The organism is Micromonospora sp. NBC_01699 (genome assembly GCF_036250065.1).
Lineage (GTDB): Bacteria > Actinomycetota > Actinomycetes > Mycobacteriales > Micromonosporaceae > Micromonospora_G.
Window position 1 is genome coordinate 3,319,811 of the sequence record NZ_CP109199.1, and the last position, 18,444, is coordinate 3,338,254.

Annotated in this window: 4 protein-coding genes; all 4 read left to right on the plus strand. The window is 71.4% G+C overall.

The genetic code is table 11. The annotated features are described in order from the left end of the window. The first annotated feature begins 72 nt into the window (after positions 1–72). The 4 genes from OG792_RS14830 (at position 73) to OG792_RS14845 (ending at position 18,444) form a co-directional block, all read left to right on the plus strand. Complete coding sequence (locus tag OG792_RS14830; protein WP_329110170.1) at positions 73–9,792, plus strand: RHS repeat-associated core domain-containing protein; 9,720 nt, start codon at positions 73–75, stop codon at positions 9,790–9,792. Positions 9,793–9,854: 62 nt separating this feature from the next. Beyond that, on the plus strand, positions 9,855–10,298 hold the full coding sequence (locus OG792_RS14835; RefSeq protein WP_329110171.1) for a hypothetical protein: 444 nt from the start codon (positions 9,855–9,857) through the stop codon (positions 10,296–10,298). Between the two features lie 3 nt (positions 10,299–10,301). Continuing rightward, on the plus strand, positions 10,302–11,789 hold the full coding sequence (locus tag OG792_RS14840) for a DUF7405 family protein (RefSeq protein ID WP_329110172.1): 1,488 nt from the start codon (positions 10,302–10,304) through the stop codon (positions 11,787–11,789). A gap of 712 nt (positions 11,790–12,501) precedes the next feature. After that, entirely contained in the window at positions 12,502–18,444 is a 5,943-nt protein-coding gene (locus OG792_RS14845) for a beta-ketoacyl synthase N-terminal-like domain-containing protein (protein ID WP_329110173.1), read from the plus strand.

The following is an 18,444-nucleotide window of genomic DNA, read 5'->3' on the forward strand; positions in this document are numbered from 1 at the left end:
CGATCGACTGTCTATTCTGGTCGATGGATCTCGCCTAACTTGCCTTCCAGAGGTCGCGTCTGAGGAGGCAGCATGTCGGGACCCGCTGGGCACCGCACCATCCGATCGAGGGTCTGGGCGGGTGCCCGAACGAGGTCGACCGCGACGCTTGCCGCGCTCACCCTCCTGCTGGGCCTCGGCGTGCGGGGCGACCTGCCGGACATCGTCCCGGCCTCGGTCCTCTGCGACTCGATCGGCTACGCGTACGACGCCGCCGGGCAGTTGGCCGGGGCCCAGGACCGCAGCGACCGGACCGCCCGGTACGGGTACGACGCGGCGGGCAACATCACCTCCGTCACCAACGACGGCAGCCCCGCCCTCAGTCTCCTGTCGGTGGTGCCGGCGCGGGCGGCGGTCGGCGCCGAGGTGACCCTCCAGGGCGGCTGCTTCTCCGACGTGATCGCCGAGAACACCGTCGCGTTCAACGGCGTACCGGCCACGGTCACCTCGGCCGGTGGCCGGCGCCTGGTGGCCCGGGTCCCCGCCGGAGCGACCACCGGACCGGTGACCGTCGCCGTCGGCGGTGCCACCGCGACCGGCCCACAGTCCTTCGTGGTCACCGGGCCGGCCGAGTCCGCGCCCACCGTCACCGCGGTCTCCCCGAACGTGGTCGCACCCGGCGACACGGTCACGGTCACCGGCGCCGGCTTCGCCGCCGAGGCCGTCGACAACGCCGTCACCCTCAACCGCACCCGGGCGTTCACCCCGACGTCCGCCGCCGCGAGCCTCACCGTCCAGGTGCCGGCCGGGGCCGGCTCCGGCCGGATCGGGGTACGCACCCGGTACGGCAGCGGGGAGGGCACCGCCGACGTGTTCGTCGCGCCCGCCCCGTACACCGTCGCCGACGTGGCGCACAGCTCGCGGGTCGCGCTCGGCGGCACCGGGTCGGTGTCGATCCCGAGCGCGGGCGACATCGCCCTGGTCGTCTTCGACCTGACCGAGGGACAGCGGGCGAGCGTGCAACTCGCGGGCGGCACCCTCGGTTCCTGCGGCATCTCCAGCGCGAAGCTGCTCGACCCGTTCGGGCGTACCGCGGCGTCGTCCGGGTGTGTGGGCGCCACCGGCTTCGTCGACGTGGTGACGGCCCGGACGGCGGGCACGTACACCCTGCTGCTGGCGGCGGCGAACGGGGCCACCGGCTCGATCTCGGCGACCGTACGGGAGGTGCCGGCCGACGCCACGGTGAGCACCACGCCGGGCGGCGGCCCGGTGACCGTCACCACCACCGTGCCGGGGCAGAACGCCGCGGTCACCTTCGCCGGCAGCACCGGCCAGCGGGTCTCGGTCCGGCTCGGCGACGGCACCTACGGCACCTACAACGCGGCGGTGACGCTGCGCCGGCCGGGCGGCGGCACGGTCGTCTCCAACGGTTCCTGCGGAACCGCCTGCTTCCTCGACACCACCGTGCTGCCGACCGAGGGTACGTACACCCTCTTCGTGGACCCGCAGTCCACCTCGACCGGCGCGATCACCGTCCAGGTGTACGACGTGCCGGCCGACGCCTCGGTCGCGGTGACGCCCGGCGGGCCGGCGGTCACCGCCACCACCACGGTCCCCGGCCAGAACAGCGTCTTCTCGTTCCCCGGCACCGCCGGGCAGCGGGTCCTGGTCCACCTCACCGGCGGTACGTACGGGACGTACAACGCGACCGGGGTGATCCGTAAGCCGGATGGGTCGAATCTGACCGGTAGTGCGTACTGCGGGGCGTCCTGCCTGTTCGACACGACGGTCCTGCCGGTCGACGGCACGTACACCATCGTGGTCAACCCCGACACCACCTACGTCGGTGCGGTCGGCGCGCAGGTCCACGTCGTACCGGCGGACGCGACGGCGAGCACCACGCCCGGCGCGGGTGCGGTCACCGTGGCCACCACCGTCGGCCAGAGCGGCGTGGTCTCCTTCCCCGGTACGGCCGGCCAGCGCATCTCGGTGCACTTCAGCGGTGGTACGTACGGGACATACAACGCGACCGGGGTGATTCGTAAGCCGGACGGTGCGAATCTGACCGGTAGTGCGTACTGCGGGGCGTCGTGTTTCTTCGACACGGTGGTGTTGCCGGTCGACGGCACGTACACGATCCTGCTCAACCCGGACGGCGTCACCGTCGGCCAGGTCGCGGTGCAGGTCCACCTGGTGCCGGCCGACGCCACGGCGACCGCCGTACCAGGCGGTGCCCCGGTCACCGTGGGCAACACCGTGCCGGGGCAGAACGCGGTGGTGTCGTTCACCGGCACGGCCGGGCAGCGGATCTCGGCGCAGTTCAGCGGTGGTACGTACGGGACGTACAACGCGAGTGCGGTGATTCGTAAGCCGGACGGTGCGAATCTGACCGGTAGTGCGTACTGCGGGGCGTCGTGTTTCTTCGACACGGTGGTGTTGCCGGTCGACGGCACGTACACGATCCTGCTCAACCCGGACACCACCTACCTCGGCCAGGCCACCGTCAAGGTCCACGACGTGCCACCGGACGCCGCCGCGAACAGCACGCCCGGCGGGGCCGCGGTCACCCTGACCACCACCGTCCCGGGACAGAACGCCGTGGTCTCCTTCCCCGGCACCGCCGGGCAGGCCGTCTCGGTGATCATGTCGGGCGGCACCTTCGGCACCTACAACGCCTACGCGAGGCTGCGCGCCCCGGACGGCTCCACCGTCGTCGCCGACACCTACTGCGGCACCAGTTGCTCGTTCAACGCGATCACGCTCCCGGCCACCGGCACGTACACGGTCCTGGTCAACCCCACCGACGCCACCCTCGGCGCCATCACCGCCCAGGTTCACGACCTGCCGAACGACGCGGTCGCCAACACCACCCCGGGTGGTGCGGCGGTGCCGGTGACCACGACGGTGCCGGGGCAGAACGCGGTGGTGTCGTTTCCGGGTACGTCGGGTCAGCGGGTGGCGGTGCAGCTTTCGGCTGGCACGTTCGGTTCGTCCGAGGCGGTGGTGACGCTGCGTCGGCCGGACGGGACCTCGATTCTGTCGAACTCGTCCTGCGGCACCGCGTGCTTCCTGGACGTCACGACCCTGCCGGTCGACGGCACGTACACCGTGCTGATCGACCCGAGGGGCACGGTCGTCGGCGGCATCACCACGAAGGTGCACAACGTGCCGGCCGACGCCGCGGCGACCGCCAGCGCTGGTGGGGCGGCGGTGTCGGTGACGACAACGGTGCCGGGGCAGAACGCGGTGGTGTCGTTTCCGGGTACGTCGGGTCAGCGGGTGGCGGTGCAGCTTTCGGCTGGCACGTTCGGTTCGTCCGAGGCGGTGGTGACGCTGCGTCGGCCGGATGGGACCTCGATCGTGTCGAACTCGTCCTGCGGCACCGCGTGCTTCCTGGACGTCACCACCCTGCCGGCCGACGGCACGTACACCCTGTTCGTCGATCCGAGGACGACCGCCGTCGGCGCGCTCACCGCCCGGGTGTACGTCGTTCCGGCCGACACCGCCGTCGGCACCACGCCCGGCGGGGCCGCGGTCACCGTGACCACGACGGTGCCGGGTCAGAACGCCGTGATCTCCTTCCCCGGTACGGCCGGACAGGTCGTCACCGCCAGCCTCTCCGCCGGCGCGTTCGGCGGCGGTAGCGTGCTCGTGGCGCTGCGCGCGCCCAACGGCAGCACGCTCACCAGCTCCTCCTCCTGCGCGACGACCTGCTCGTTCAGCTCGGTGTCGCTGGCCGTGGCCGGCACCTACACCCTGCTGGTCGACCCGACCGCCGCGGCCGTCGGCAGCCTCACCGCGCAGGTCTTCGACGTGCCGGTGGACGCCACCGTCGGCACCACCCCGGGCGGCGCCCCGGTCACCGTGACCACCAGCACCCCCGGGCAGAACGGCGTGGTGACCTTCCCCGGCACCGCCGGGCAGCGGATTCTCGTCCAGGGCACCGGCGGCACGTACGGGACCTACAACGCGACGGCGATCGTGCGCAAGCCGGACGGGTCGAACCTGACCAGCAGCGCGTACTGCGGGGCGTCCTGCCTGTTCGACACGGTGGTGCTGCCGGCCACCGGCACGTACAGCCTCCTGCTCGACCCGGCGGGCACCTACACCGGCGCGCTCACCGTCCAGGTGTACGACGTGCCGGCCGACGCCGCCGCGACCGCGACGATCGGCGGGGCCGGGGTCACCCTCACCACCACCGTTCCGGGGCAGAACGCGGTGCTGTCGTTCGCCGGTTCGGCGGGTCAGCGGATAGTGGTGCAGGGGACCGGTGGCACGTACGGCACGTACAACGCGACGGCGTTGGTGCGTAAGCCGGACGGGTCGAACCTGCTCGGTAGCGCCTACTGCGGGGCGTCGTGTTTCTTCGACGTCACCACGCTGCCGGTCACCGGCACGTACACGATCCTGCTGAACCCGGAGGGCGCCTACACCGGAGCGGTGGCCCTGCGGGTCTACGACGTGCCGGCGGACGCGGCGGTGAACGCCACCATCGGCGGGCCGGCGGTGTCGGTGGCCACCACGGCTCCGGGGCAGAACGCGGTGCTGTCGTTCACCGGCACCGTCGGGCAGCGGATCTCGGTGCAGGGCAGTGCCGGTACGTACGGGACGTACAACGCGACGGCGTTGGTGCGTAAGCCGGACGGGTCGAACCTGGTCGGTAGCGCGTACTGCGGGGCGACGTGTTTCTTCGACGTGGCGACGTTGCCGGTGGCCGGCACGTACACCATCCTGCTGAACCCGGAGGGCATGTACACCGGTGCCGTCTCCCTCCAGCTGTACGCCGTCCCGGCCGACGCGGCGGCGAGCACCACACCGGGCGCCGCCCCGGTCACCCTGACCACCACCGTCCCCGGCCAGAACGCGGTGCTGTCGTTCACCGGCACCGTCGGGCAGCGGATCTCGGTGCAGGGCAGTGCCGGTACGTACGGGACGTACAACGCGACGGCGTTGGTGCGTAAGCCGGACGGGTCGAACCTGGTCGGTAGCGCGTACTGCGGGGCGACGTGTTTCTTCGACGTGGCGACGTTGCCGGTGGCCGGCACGTACACCATCCTGCTCAACCCGGACACCACGTACACCGGCGCGGTCTCCCTCCAGGTGCACGCCGTCCCCGCCGACCCGACCTCGGCCACCACCCCCGGCGGACCGGCCACCACCCTGACCACCACCGTGCCCGGCCAGAACGCGACGCTCACCTTCCCCGGCTCCGCCGGCCAGGTGGTCACCGTGGCGATGACCGCCGGCACCTACAGCCAGTACAACGCCACCGCGATCATCCGCAAACCGGACGGGACGAACCTCGGCAGCAGCGCGTACTGCGGCGCCAGCTGCACCTTCACCTCGGTCACCCTGCCCACCGCCGGCACGTACACCGTCTTCGTCGACCCGTCGTCCAGCACCGTCGGCAGCCTGACCGGCCAGGTACGGCTGCCCGCCGCGCCCGCCGTCGCGAAGACGCCACCGGCCCAGCCGGTCGCCGACGTGACCGAGACCTGGACCCCGGACCGGTTCAACCTCGCCGGCGAGGACTGGGAGAGCCACCGCACCGGCGCCTACGGCAACCTCCAGCCGGCGCTGCGCGCGCAGCGGGGGACCACCGCGCTCGCCGGGCAGGCCCTGCTGCTCAACGGCCGCCCGCTCGCGGGCGTCACCCTCACGGTCGGCCGGCACAGCGCCCGTACCGACGGCACCGGCCGGTTCCTGCTCACCGGGCTGACCGCCGGGCACCACGTACTGGTCATCGACGGCGCCACGGCGAGCAGTCCGGGTCGCGCCTTCGGCCGCTTCGAGACCGGGGTGGACCTGCGGGCGGGGGAGACCGTCGAGCTGTCGTACCCGATCTGGATGACCCGGCTCGACACCGCGAACAGCGTCCGCTTCCCCTCGCCGACCACCAGGCAGACGGTCATCACCACCCCGGCGATTCCCGGCTTCGAGGTGCGGCTGCCCAAGGGCTCGGTGATCCGCGACCGGGCCGGCAAGACCGTGACCGAACTGTCCATCACCGCGCTGCCGGTGGACCAGCCGCCGTTCCCGCTCCCCGCCGGGGTACGCACCCCGGTCTACTTCACCGTGCAGCCCGGCGGGTCGGTGATCCTGCCGAAGGGCGCGCAGATCATCTACCCGAACACCCAGGGCCTCGCGCCGGGCAGCCGGCTGGACTTCTGGGACTACGACCCGGGTCGGGTCCCGTGCACCAACGCGCCGGTGAAGTCGTACCCGAAGAAGCCGGGCACGGCGGCGAAGGCGCCCTCGGTCTGCGCGGTGACCGGCGCGGCGGCCGGCTGGTACGTCTACGGCCGCGGCACCGTCACGCCGGACGGCCGGCAGGTCGTACCCGACCCGGACGTGCGGGTCTGGGAGTTCACCGGGGCGATGTTCAACGGCAGCGGCAAGCGCCCCGCCGGCACCGGTCCGGGCGAGGACGGCGACGCCGGCGGCGACCCGGTCGACCTGGCCAGCGGGCTCTTCGTCGACGAGCACACCGACCTCACCGTCAACGACGTGCTGCCGATCTCGATCACCCGCACCTACCGGCAGAACGACACCCAGATGCGGGAGTTCGGCATCGGGGCGAACTTCACCTACGGCATCTTCATCTACTCCGAACACGAGTACACCGAGGCCGACCTGGTCTTCCCGGACAGCGGCAAGGTCCACATGGACCGGATCAGCCCCGGAACCGGCTGGACCGACGCGGTGTTCAAGGCCGTCGGCACCACCGGCCCGTTCCGGGACGCGGTGATGAGCTGGAACGGCGACGGCTGGGACCTGGTCCGTACCGACGGCATGGTCTACGTCTTCGGCGAGAACACCCCGTTGCAGTCCATCCGGGACCGGCACGGCAACCAGATCACCCTGACCCGCGCAAGCGGCGGACAGTCCGGTGACATCACCCAGATCACCTCGCCCAACGGACGCTGGATCAAGCTCAGCTACGCCAGCGGCCGGGTCGTCCGGGCGCAGGACAACGCCGGCCGGGCCGTGGTCTACGGCTACGACACCGCCGGCCGGCTGACCAGCGTCACCTCGCCCGGCGGCCGGACCACCGGGTACGGCTACGACAGCGCGAACCGGATGACCACCGTCACCGACGCGCGCGGCATCACCTACCTCACCAACACCTACGACGCCGCCGGACGGGTGTCCGCCCAGACCATGCCCGACGGTGTCACCTACGGCTTCGCCTACACCACCGACGCCGCGGGCAAGGTGGTGAAGACAGCCGTCACCGAGCCGGACGGCGCCGTCCGGGAGACCAGCTTCGACGCCGACCGCCGAGTGGTCGCCGAGACCACGGCCGCCGGCACCGCCCAGGCGCGCACCTCCACCACCGCCCGGGACCCGGTCACCGACCTGCCGACCATGCTGGTCGACCCGTACGGGCGGCAGACCACGCTGGGTTACGACCCGAGCGGGAAGCTCACCTCGCTCACCGCGCTCGCCGGCACCGCCGCCGCCCAGTCCGCCACCGTCACCTCCGGTGGCCCGTACCGGCAGATCACCTCGGTCACCGACGACCAGGGCCGGACCATCGGAATGGAGTACGACGCCACCGGCAACCTGGTCAAGGCGACCGACACCGCCGGCCGGAGCCGGCACTACGCCTACAACACCGCCGGTCAGGTCACCTCGTACACCGACCCGCTGGGCAACACCACCGGCTACACGTACCAGCAGGGCGACCTGGTCGCGGTGACCGACCCGCTGGGCCGGACCACCCGCAGCTTCGTCGACGCCGTCGGCCGCCCGGTCGCCGTCACCGACCCGACCGGGGTGCTGGAGCAGGTCCGCCACGACCCGGACAACCAGATCGTCGCCAGCACCGACGGCCTCGGCCGGGTCACCGCCTTCGAGTACGACGGAAACGGCAACCTGACGAAGGTCACCGACGCCCGGGGCAACAGCACCTCCGTCGCCTACGACAACTCCGACCGCCCGATCACCGTCACCGACCCGCTCGGCAAGCAGGCCCGGCAGACCTACGACGTGCTCGGCCGGGTGGTCTCCGCCACCGACCGGCGCGGCAAGACCACCGTCACCCAGTACGACGTCCTCGGCCGGACCACGTTCATCGGGTACGGCGCCACCGCCGGACCGAGCTACGAGAGCACCAAGCGGTTCAACTACGACGTCCGGGACCGGCTCGCCACCATCGACGACTCCGCCGGCGGCGGGCTGGTCACCCTCGCCTGGAACGACCTCGACCAGGTGGTCAGTGTCGCCGGCCCGGCCGGCACGATCGGCTACTCCTACGACGCGGCCGGTCGGCGGGCCGGGATGACCGTGCCCGGTCAGGCGGCGATCTCCTACGGCTACGACCAGACCGGCCTGATCGAGCGGATCACCCAGGGCGGCACCACCGCCACCTGGCACCGGGACGCCGCGGGCCGCACCGACCGGGTCGAGCAGGGCGGCGTCACCGCCCGGTACACGTACGACAGCGCCTCCCAGCTGACCGGGATGTTCTACGAGAGCGCCGGCGGGGTGCCGATCGGCGACCTCGGTTACTCGTACGACGGTGCCGGGCGGGTGCTGGACCTGACCGGCAGCCTCGCCAACGTCACCATTCCCGGCACCGGGCCGGCGGTCAGCTACGACGCCGCGAACCGGCTGACCAGCCGGGGCGACCGGACGTTCGGTTACGACGACGAGGGCAACCTGACCGGCGATGGCCTGCTCGGCTACACCTGGAACGCCCGCAACGAGCTGACCGGGGTCACCGGGCCGGGGCTGGCCGTCTCGTACGGCTACGACGGTGCCGGGCGCCTCGGCACCCGTACCGCCGGTGGGGCCAGCACCAGCTTCCTCTACGACGGGCCGAACCTGGTACGGGAGCAGACCGGTGCCACCGCCGCCGACCGGCTCACCGCCGGGCTCGACCAGACGCTGGTCCGTACCGACGGCGACGGCGCCCGGATGCCGATCACCGACGCGCTCGGCAGCGTGCTCGGTCTGGCCAACTCCGCCGGCACGCTGACCACCCAGTACAGCTACGACCCGTTCGGCGCGGTCACCACCAGCGGCGCCGCCAGCGGCAACACCCAGCAGTTCACCGGCCGGGAGCGCGACGCCGCCACCGGGCTGTCCTACAACCGGGCCCGCTGGTACAGCCCGGAGACGGGGCGGTTCCTCAGCCAGGACCCGGCGGGATTCGGCGGCGGCAGCGCGAACCTCTACACGTACGCCCTCAACGACCCGGTCAACCTCTCCGACCCCAACGGCGACTGCCCGATCTGCGTACCGATCCTGATCGGGGCGCTGATCGGCGGGGCCTCCTCGGTCGGCATCGGCGCGGGTGTCGCCGCCCTGACCGGGCGCAAGTACAGCATGGGCGACGCGCTGCGGGACTTCGCGATCGGCGGCGCGCTGGGTGCGATCAGCGGCGGCCTCGGGGCGTACCTGAAGGCCGGCAGTTCGGTCTGGAAGCTCAACCAGTTCGAGCGTGGCCTGGCCATCGAGGCGAAGCTCGGCGGCAACCTGCCGCGCAGCTTCCCGACCATCGACCGGTTCGCCAACGGCACCGCCACCAGCATCAAGAGCGTCGATCTGACCGCCAAGAGCTACCAGAGCGCCGGCCAGCTCACCAGCCGATTGCAGGGCTATGTGGACAAGGCGGCCGGCTTCGCCAAGAACAACCCGGTCAGCTGGGACGGGGTCACCATCAAACCGGGCCAGGTCGCGGCCCGAGAGCTGGAGATCGCGGTACGGCAGGGTACGGCCACCGCCGCCCAGCGCAACGCGCTCAACCAGATAGTCCAGTACGGCGCGCAGAAGGGGGTCACCGTACGGATCATCCCGATCAGATAGGAACCGTCGGGGACGCCCTGCCGATATCCTTGGGCGTCCCCCTCCACCGACCGAGGACCCCGATGACCAGACTCGCCGCACTCGACCTGCGCAGAGGTCGGTACGTCGCGCACTCCTCCTCGCTCACCACCGACGGCATGTGGGTCGCCAACGGGGTCTTCGACCTCCTCGACGAGCCGGCCGACGACCGGGAGTTGGGTGCGGCGGTGCGCCGGATGCTCGACGCCTCGCACGCCGGCGTGCCAGCTCCCGACCTGCGGGGTGGGCCGTCGCCCTTCGCGCCGGTCCTCGACGCGCTCGGGCTGCGCTCCTTCGCCACGTACGCCAAGGGCACCCGGCACGTCGACATCGAGGGGGACGCCGACAAGGTGCTGGTGAGTCCGACCCGCAACGGCGGCCCGCGAGAGGGTTTCGTCGGGCTCGGGGAGCACGCGGTGCGGCTGACCGACCCGGACGACGACGAACTGGGCCGGACCCTGCGCGCGGCACTCGACCGGTCCCACTGAGCGGTGGGTGACGAGTCCCGGCTGCGCCGCCGGACGATGCTGGCCGGGGGAGCGCTGGCCATGGCCGCGTCCGCGCTGGCGGCCTGCGCGGCCGACGCCCGTACGCCGATCCGTCCCGCCGCGTCCGACCCGGCGGCGGACCTGCCCGACATCCAGTTCGACGTCGCCCGCTTCAGCGCGCCCGAACAGTCCTCGCCCACCGGCGGGCCGTTCGTCACGCCACCGGTGCACACCGTCTACCTGACCGCCGCGCTCGGCCGCAGTCCCGGCCGCGACGACCAGCGGGAGCTGAACCGGGTGCTCACCCTGCTGGAGTCGCGGTACGCCTTCGGTGCGGCCGGGCTGCTGACCTTCGTGTCGTACGGTCTGCCGTACTTCCGGCGGTTGCCCGGCGGTCTCACCGGGGACCTGGTCGGTGCGCACCTGCCCCGGCTGCTCGCCGACCCGACCCGGTCGGTGCTGGAGGAGGCGGTGCCGGCACCCACCGACGTGCACCCGGACAATCCGGGGGTCACCAAGAAACGCTTCACCGTGCCGGTCCGGATCGAGCAGAACGACCTCCTGTTCACCTTCCGCAGCGACCGCGCGGCGGTGATCCAGGACGTGCTGGGCTGGTTCGACGGCAGCGGTACGCTGGCCGGTACGCCGACGCCCTCGCCGGACTTCGCCGGGCTGCTCACCGTCACATCGAGCCGGCACATGTTCACCCAGGCCGGTCTGCCGCGCTCGGTGGCCGAGCAGAACCGGCTGCCCTACGCCCGGTTCATCCAGCCCGACTCACCGATGTGGATGGGCTTCTCGGACCAGCAGGTGAACGCCTCCGGCCCACCGGCGATCTGCACCTTCGCCGGCCATCCCTCGGCCCGGCTGACCACCGCCCGCCCCGGCGACTACCTCGACAACGGCGGGATCCAGCACGTGTCGCACGTCATCCTCGACATGCTCCAGTTCTACGACATGGCCTCGCCGGACACCCCGCCGAGCGAGAACGGCAACTTCAGCAAGCGGGTGCAGTACATGTTCCACGCCCCGCCGGTGCACCCCGGCAACGCCGACCAGCTCACCGACGGCGGTGGGCCGTCCTTCCTGCCCGCCGACAACCGCGGGCCGGACTACGCGGAACGGACCGCCCAGGGGGTCGGCCTGCCCTCGGGCGAGCGTCGGATGGGTCACCTGTCCACCCTCCAGCGCAGCTCTCGGGCGCCGGACGGCACGCCGATGCACCTGCGGGTGGACGGCCCGGGCTTCGACGCGATGGACGTTCCGGACGGCAGCAGTCAGCCCAAGCTGCACTTCAGCCTCTTCGTGCCGACCGCCGACGTCTTCGCCCGGATGCGGCACAGCCAGGCCGCGGTGGATCTGGCGCGCAAGCACCGGGTGGCCGAGCAGGACAACGGCCTGGAACGCTTCCTGACCTGCACCCGTCGGCAGAACTTCCTGGTCCCGCCCCGACGGCACCGGGCCTTCCCACTGGTCGAGCTGGCCGACTGAGCCGCGGGTCCGCAACGGTGGGCCGCCGGTGGTGGCCTCTCGATGATGGCCGCGTACCGTTCGCTGCTCGGTTGGGCGTGGCGGTCGCCCGGCCGGTGACAGGTTCGGCGGCGGGAATTGATTCCGGTGATCGGTAACGAAAACACGGTGTATTGCCGGGGAAGGCCCGGTGACGCGGACCGCCCTTGAGTCCGCCGATGTAATCGAGCTCACACTCCACCGGGCCGATAGCGGTATTCATCCGCTGAGCGAGCCGGACCAGACCGGGCTTACGTCTCACCGGTGTACGTCACGAACTGTTCAACGTTTGGTCATGTTCGCCTTCCGGTCGACCCGCCATCGGTCGGATCGGCTTCCGTCGCCAGTCAGGTATCAGCCCCCCGATTGGTAACGACACCACCCGGTCTTGCCACCCGGCCATGGTCAACGATTCGGACCTGCCGGCGAACCCCGGCCGGGGCACCGTGCAGGTGAACAGCCTCAAGTAGGTCCACAGTGACATCAACGAGACTGTTCTATCGAGGGACCACCCTAGACCAAAATGTCACAGGGCACTACGGGTCAGGTCACCGTTATCCAATCACCTATGTCTATCGACCTTTGCTTCCGGCTGCGCTACGGTAGGAACTCGTTGGATGACACAGAGTGAGGTTTTGATGCCTGGCTGCCAGATCGGGTTCAGTCTATCCTGCGAAAAAGTACGATTTGACGGGTGGGAGCACGTCTCCGTTTCGCTCGGGCCGACCAGGCCCTCGGGTACCCGGAGATGATGGTCCGGAACGTGGTTCTGGGACTGCCGAGCCTCGCTCCCGGTGGGCTGTCCGAGAACTGGCTGTTGCGGGAGTCCGGCGATCTCCATTGGTCGCTCATCGGGGAGCACTTCGGAGTTCCGGTCACCGAGCTCACCGACAGCGACGGCACTCGGCTGCTTCCCGCGTTCGTCCGCGTACGCCTCACGGCGAGTGATTCGCTTGCCTCGTTCGCCGAACTCGACGCTGGAGAAATCAGCGGCGAGCTGATCAGGTTGGACGAGCGAACCTTCCTCTCCGACGTCCGTTTCGCCACGGCGACCGCACACGTCGATGTCCGGCTGCTCACGGTGTTCGTGCGCCGAACGGCCGACAACTGGCTTACCCCCGGCGTGCCACAACTGTCCGCCCGCTTGCCGGTGCGGGAACCGGCCGCCGATCAGCTGGCCTTTTTCCGCGACTTCCGGGCACAGGCCGGGCGGGAGACGGATGGCCCCGGCCTGCACACCGAACGCTATGAGCTCAATCCGGTCGCCGACGTCAATGCCCTCGGCCTGCTCTACTTCGCCTCGTATTCGCCCATCAACGACCACGGCGAGCGCAAGTACCTTCACTCGCTCGTGCCGGACGGGGAGTGGTCCACCGCGGCGGCCACCGTCAGCCGTGACATCGTCTACCTGGCGAACTGCGGCGTCGAGGACACGGTGCGGTACCGGGTCGACGAGTGCCGCCTGGAGCCGGGCCACCGAGCGGTGCTGACCTCGACACTGGTGCGGGAGCGCGACGGCAGGCCGTTGGCCCGGATCGAGACGGTGAGGTCCCTCAACGGGCACAGCGTGTTCGGCCGGCTGTGGGGCGACGAGGTCGCCTCCGCCAAGACCGCCGCCCCGCCGCCGTCCCGGATGGACGACCTGGAAGAGGTGCTCCTGCCGCTGCTGGAGCGAGCGCTGGAGCAGCCGGCCGGCACGCTCACCGCAGACGACGACCTGCGTCGGCGCGGCCTGGACAGCCTCTCGATGTCGGAGGTTGTCGTACTGGCCCGGGACGAGCACGGGCTGGACATCGACCCGAGCACGATGTTCCGGGCATCCACGGTCGCCGGCATGGTCCGGGTGCTGCGCGGCGAACACCGCGAGGCCGACCCGGTGATTGCGCCGGTCGCGTCGCGGCCGGCGACCTCGATGCCCATTGCCGTGGTGGGCATGGCCGGTCGCTTCCCCGGCGCCGCCAACGTCACCGAGCTATGGGACCTTCTCGGCCGCGACGAGGATGCCGTACGGGACATCCCGGTCGACCGCTGGGACACCGCCGCCCACCCCGACACGGTGGGAAGGGCCGCGTTGCTCGATGACATCCGCCGCTTCGACCACGAGTTCTTCGGCATCAGTCCGCGCGAGGCCGCCCTGATGGACCCCCAGCAACGACTCATGCTCGAAGTGGCCTGGGCGACGGCCGAGGACGCCGGGTGGGATCCCACCACGCTGGCGGGCAGCCGGACCGGGGTCTACACCGGGGTCTGCCACTCCGACTATGCCTCGGTCCTGGCCGAACACGCCGGCCGGGACGAACCGCATCTGAGCGTGGCGATCTCACCGTCGTTGGTGGCCAACCGCGTCTCCTACGCCCTCGGCCTGCGCGGGCCAAGCGTCACCGTGGACACCCTGTGCTCGTCGTCCCTGGTGGCGGTTGCCCATGCCGTCGCCGCGCTGCGGAGCGGGGAGTGCGACCAGGCGTTCGCGGGCGGGGTGAACGTCCTGTGCGATCCGGGCCGGCACAGCGCCTATGACCGAACCGGCGTGTTGAGCGCGCGGGGGCGCTGCTACACGTTCGACGACAGCGCCGACGGCTACGTCCGCGGCGAAGGGGTCTGCGCCCTGCTGCTCAAGCCCCTCGACCAGGCGATCGCCGACGGCGACCAGGTGCACGCGGTGATCCGTGAGGTAGCGGTCAACCACGGCGGGCAGGCGCAGTCGTTCACCGCGCCGAATCCCGACGCCCAGGCCGATCTGCTCGTCAGCGCGTACACCGCCGCGGGTGTCGATCCCGCGACCGTCGGCTATATCGAGGCACATGGCACCGGCACCCGACTGGGGGACCCGATCGAGGTATCGGCCATGGTGGCGGCGTTCCGGCGCCTCTACAAGCGATCCACGAGCGTGGTGCCGAGCGAACCGCACTGCGGCGTCGGGTCCGTCAAGACCAACATCGGCCACCTGGAGGCCGCAGCGGGAATCGCCGGCATGATCAAGGTGATCCTGGCCATGCGTCACCGGATCCTTCCGGCGACCCGCAACGTCCGGCAGGTGAACCGCATGATCGACCTGACCGGCTCGCCACTGCGGTTACAGCTTGAGCGCGCGGCGTGGGAAGCGCCGGCCGGTGGTGGGCCGCGCCGGGCCGGGGTCAGCTCGTTCGGCATGGGCGGTACCAACGCGCACGTCGTGCTGGAGGAGGCGCCGCCGCCACCGCACGTGCCGCCGGTGGGCCGGGTGGCCGTTCCGGTCTCGGCCCGTACCCCGGAAGCACTACGGGAAGCCGTGGCCGCGCTGCTGGACGTGGTCAGGTCGCCGGATGCGCCACCGTTGCCCTCGATCGCGCGGACGATGCGGACCGGACGGGCCGCACTGGCGTGCCGCGTCGTCGTGGAGGCCGCCGACCTCGGCGAACTCGCGGCGGGACTCGCCTCGGTGTTCGACCGCGAGCCGGTCGTCGACCCCGACAGCAGCATCCCGCAGGCCCCACCGGTGTCCCTGCCGACCTACCCGTTCAGCCGCAACCAGCACTGGGCGGCGCCCACCGCGGGAGCCGAGATCCTGACCGTCGCCTGGCAGGACGTGCCGATGCCGGCCCCGGTTCCCAGCGGTCCCTTCCTGGTCGTCACGACCGAACCGGGGCTCGTACCGGCGGTGCTCGGCGGTCGAGGCATCGCGTACCTGCCCGGCGAGCCGCTGCCGGTGGTGGACGGCCTGACCGGTGTGGTCGACCTGGTGGACTGGACCGAGCCGGGTGCCCTGATCACGGAGCGGATCGCCCTGCTGCAACACGTTCTGCGCACGCATCCACGATCGGGCCTGCACTTCCTGCACGTCAGCGGTGCCCGGCGTTCCGTGCTCGCCGGCTTCTACCGGGCACTCTCCGGCGAACTTCCCGCCGTCGTCTCGCGAACCGTCCGGGTCGACGGCGAGCTGAGCGATCTGGCGGCCGTCGTCGCGGCCGAGGTGACGGCCGAGGACCGGGAGACCGAGCTCCGGTACGCGGGGCTCCAGCGCCGCCGTCGCGTGACGGAGTTCGCGTCTGCCACCACCGGCGGCGACCCGCTCGGCGAGCTGGGCCGGGGCGCCGTGCTGATCACCGGTGGCACCGGCGGGATCGGTCTGCGTCTCGCGGCCCATCTGGCCGACCGGGGTGCCCGGCACATCGTCCTGATCGGCCGTTCCGACCTGCCCGCCCCCAGCGAGTGGGCGTCGCTCGTCGCGGCGGAGTCGACCGATTCGCTAGTGCGTACGCGGCTGACGGCCCTGTTGGCTCTCGTCGACCGGGGGGTGACCCTGTCCGTCCACACCCACGCGCTGGACGACGTGCCCTCGCTGGGCAGACTGCTCGACGGGGTCAGGAGCCGTTCGGGCGAGATCACGGCCGTCTTCCACTGCGCGGGCGTCATGCACCCTCCCCGGTCGTTCCTGGCCAAGACCGCCGACGAGATCTCCGAGGTACTGCGGCCGAAGGCCGATGGCATCGAGGCGCTGTGGCGGGCGTTCGGAACCCACCTGCCCCGGCTCATGGTGCTGTTCTCGTCGGTGGCGGGCACCTCGCCACGACTCGCGGCGGGCTATCTCGACTACGCGGCGGCGAACAACGCGCTCGACGACTTCGCCGAGGCCCACTCCGACGGTGCCGCATGCGTGGTCCGTTCCCTGCGCTGGCCGCTCTGGCGAGACGTGGGTATGGGCACGCGGCGGACCAGCGTCAGCGGTGACCTCGGAATTCCCGATCTCACGGAGACCGACGCCCTGCGCCTGCTCGATCTCGCCCTGCGGGTGCCGGACGAGGCGGTCCTGCTGCCCTGCGTGACCAGCAGGACGGCGGTGGCGACGGACGAACTTTTCCTGGCGCCCCCGCTCGTCACCCACCGGGAGCCCGGTCCGCCACCCGCGACGGACATCAGCTGGCTGACCGAGGTGGTGGCTCGCACGACCCGGTCCGAGCCGGCCCTGCTGCGACCCGGGACAACCCTCACCGACCTCGGCGTGGACTCGCTGTTGATGGCCGAACTGGTCCGGGATCTGGAGGCGGTGCTCGGCGACGTGGTCGATCCGAGCCTGTTGCAGGAACATCCGACGCTGGCTGGCCTCGCCGCCGCGATCGCTCCCACCGGTCCACGAGCGCCGGCCGACATACCTGCCCGGCCCTCCGCGCCGGACGGCACGCCGGCACCGACCTCCGCGCCGGCCGTCGGGGCGGGGCGGGCGGCGGACGGCGGGCCGACGCGTATCGCCGTCATCGGCATGGGCTGCCGTCTGCCGGGCGCTGCCGATCCCGGGCGACTCTGGGACGCGTTGCTCGGCGGACGTGACCTGGTCACCGAGGTGCCGGCGGACCGGTGGGACATCGCGTCGCTCTACCACCCCGGCGGGGGTCCCGGGCGGAGCCAGAGCAAGTGGGGCGGCTTCCTCGACGACGCCGCGCTGTTCGATCCGGGCTACTTCGGTTTCGACGACGAGACCGCGCGACAGCTCGACCCGCTGGTCCGCAAGACCCTGGAGGTCGCCGTCGAGTGCGTCCGCGACGCCGGGTACACCGAGGAGGAACTCCGTGGCCGCCCGGTGGGGGTCTTCGTCGGCTCCAGGACGGGCAACCACCGCGAACATCTTCGACCGCTGACCCGGGAATCCATCATCGGGGTCAACCAGAACTACATCGCCGCACACGTGTCGCATTTCCTGGACCTCACCGGACCGAACCTCGTGATCGACAGTGCGTGCTCGTCCGCGCTGGTCAGCGTCCACCTGGCGGCGCAGAGCCTGGCGCTGGGCGAGTCGGAGGTGGCCCTGGCCGGCGGTGTGGACCTGTTGTTCGACGAGGAACCGTACCTGATGCTCAGCGCCGGCAAGGCGCTGTCACCCACCGGCCGTTGCCGTACGTTCGACGAATCCGCCGACGGCTTCGTCCCGGGTGAGGGCGCCGGGATGGTGCTGTTGAAGCGCCTGGCCGACGCGGAGCGTGACGGCGACCGGATCCTCGCGGTGATTGAGTCGTCCGGCGTCAACAACGACGGCCGGACCATGGGTCACACCACGCCGAGTGGCCGCGCCCAGCGTGCGCTGATCGCCGATGTGCTCGCCCGGGGCGGAATCGACGCGCGCACGATCGGGTACGTCGAGGCTCACGGCACCGGCACGATGATCGGCGATCCGATCGAGCTACAGGCGCTCACCGCCGTCTACCGACGGCACACGAGTGACCGGTCCTACTGTGGGATCGGCAGTGTGAAGAGCTCGATGGGTCACCTGCTCAGCGCCGCGGGCATCGCCGGGTTCATCAAGGCCGTGCAGACGCTGCGGCACGGCCGGCTGGTACCGACGCTGCACTGCGACCGGCCGAATCCGCGTTTCGCATTCGCCGAATCGCCGTTCTTCCCGGTACGCGCGGCGGTGGAGTTGCCCGCCGGCAGCCGGGTGGCGGTCAGCGCCTTCGGGTTCGGCGGTACCAACGCCCACGTCGTTCTCGGCCGGGGCACACCCGACGGGGTGGGCCGGGCCCCGCTTCCGCCACCGGCCTACCAGCGCCGCAGGTTCTGGCACCGTTCGGCCGGGCCCGGCCGGCTCGCCGTACCGGCCCGGTCGGCCCGGCTCGACCTCACCGTGACGCGGGCGACGGCGCCCGGGCGCGATCCGTCCCTCCGCTGA

Bases quoted from the DNA above. Each gene is read 5' to 3' on its own strand.
- OG792_RS14830 (WP_329110170.1), top strand. From the start codon at position 73: ATGTCGGGACCCGCTGGGCACCGCACCATCCGATCGAGGGTCTGGGCG.
- OG792_RS14835 (WP_329110171.1), top strand. From the start codon at position 9,855: ATGACCAGACTCGCCGCACTCGACCTGCGCAGAGGTCGGTACGTCGCG.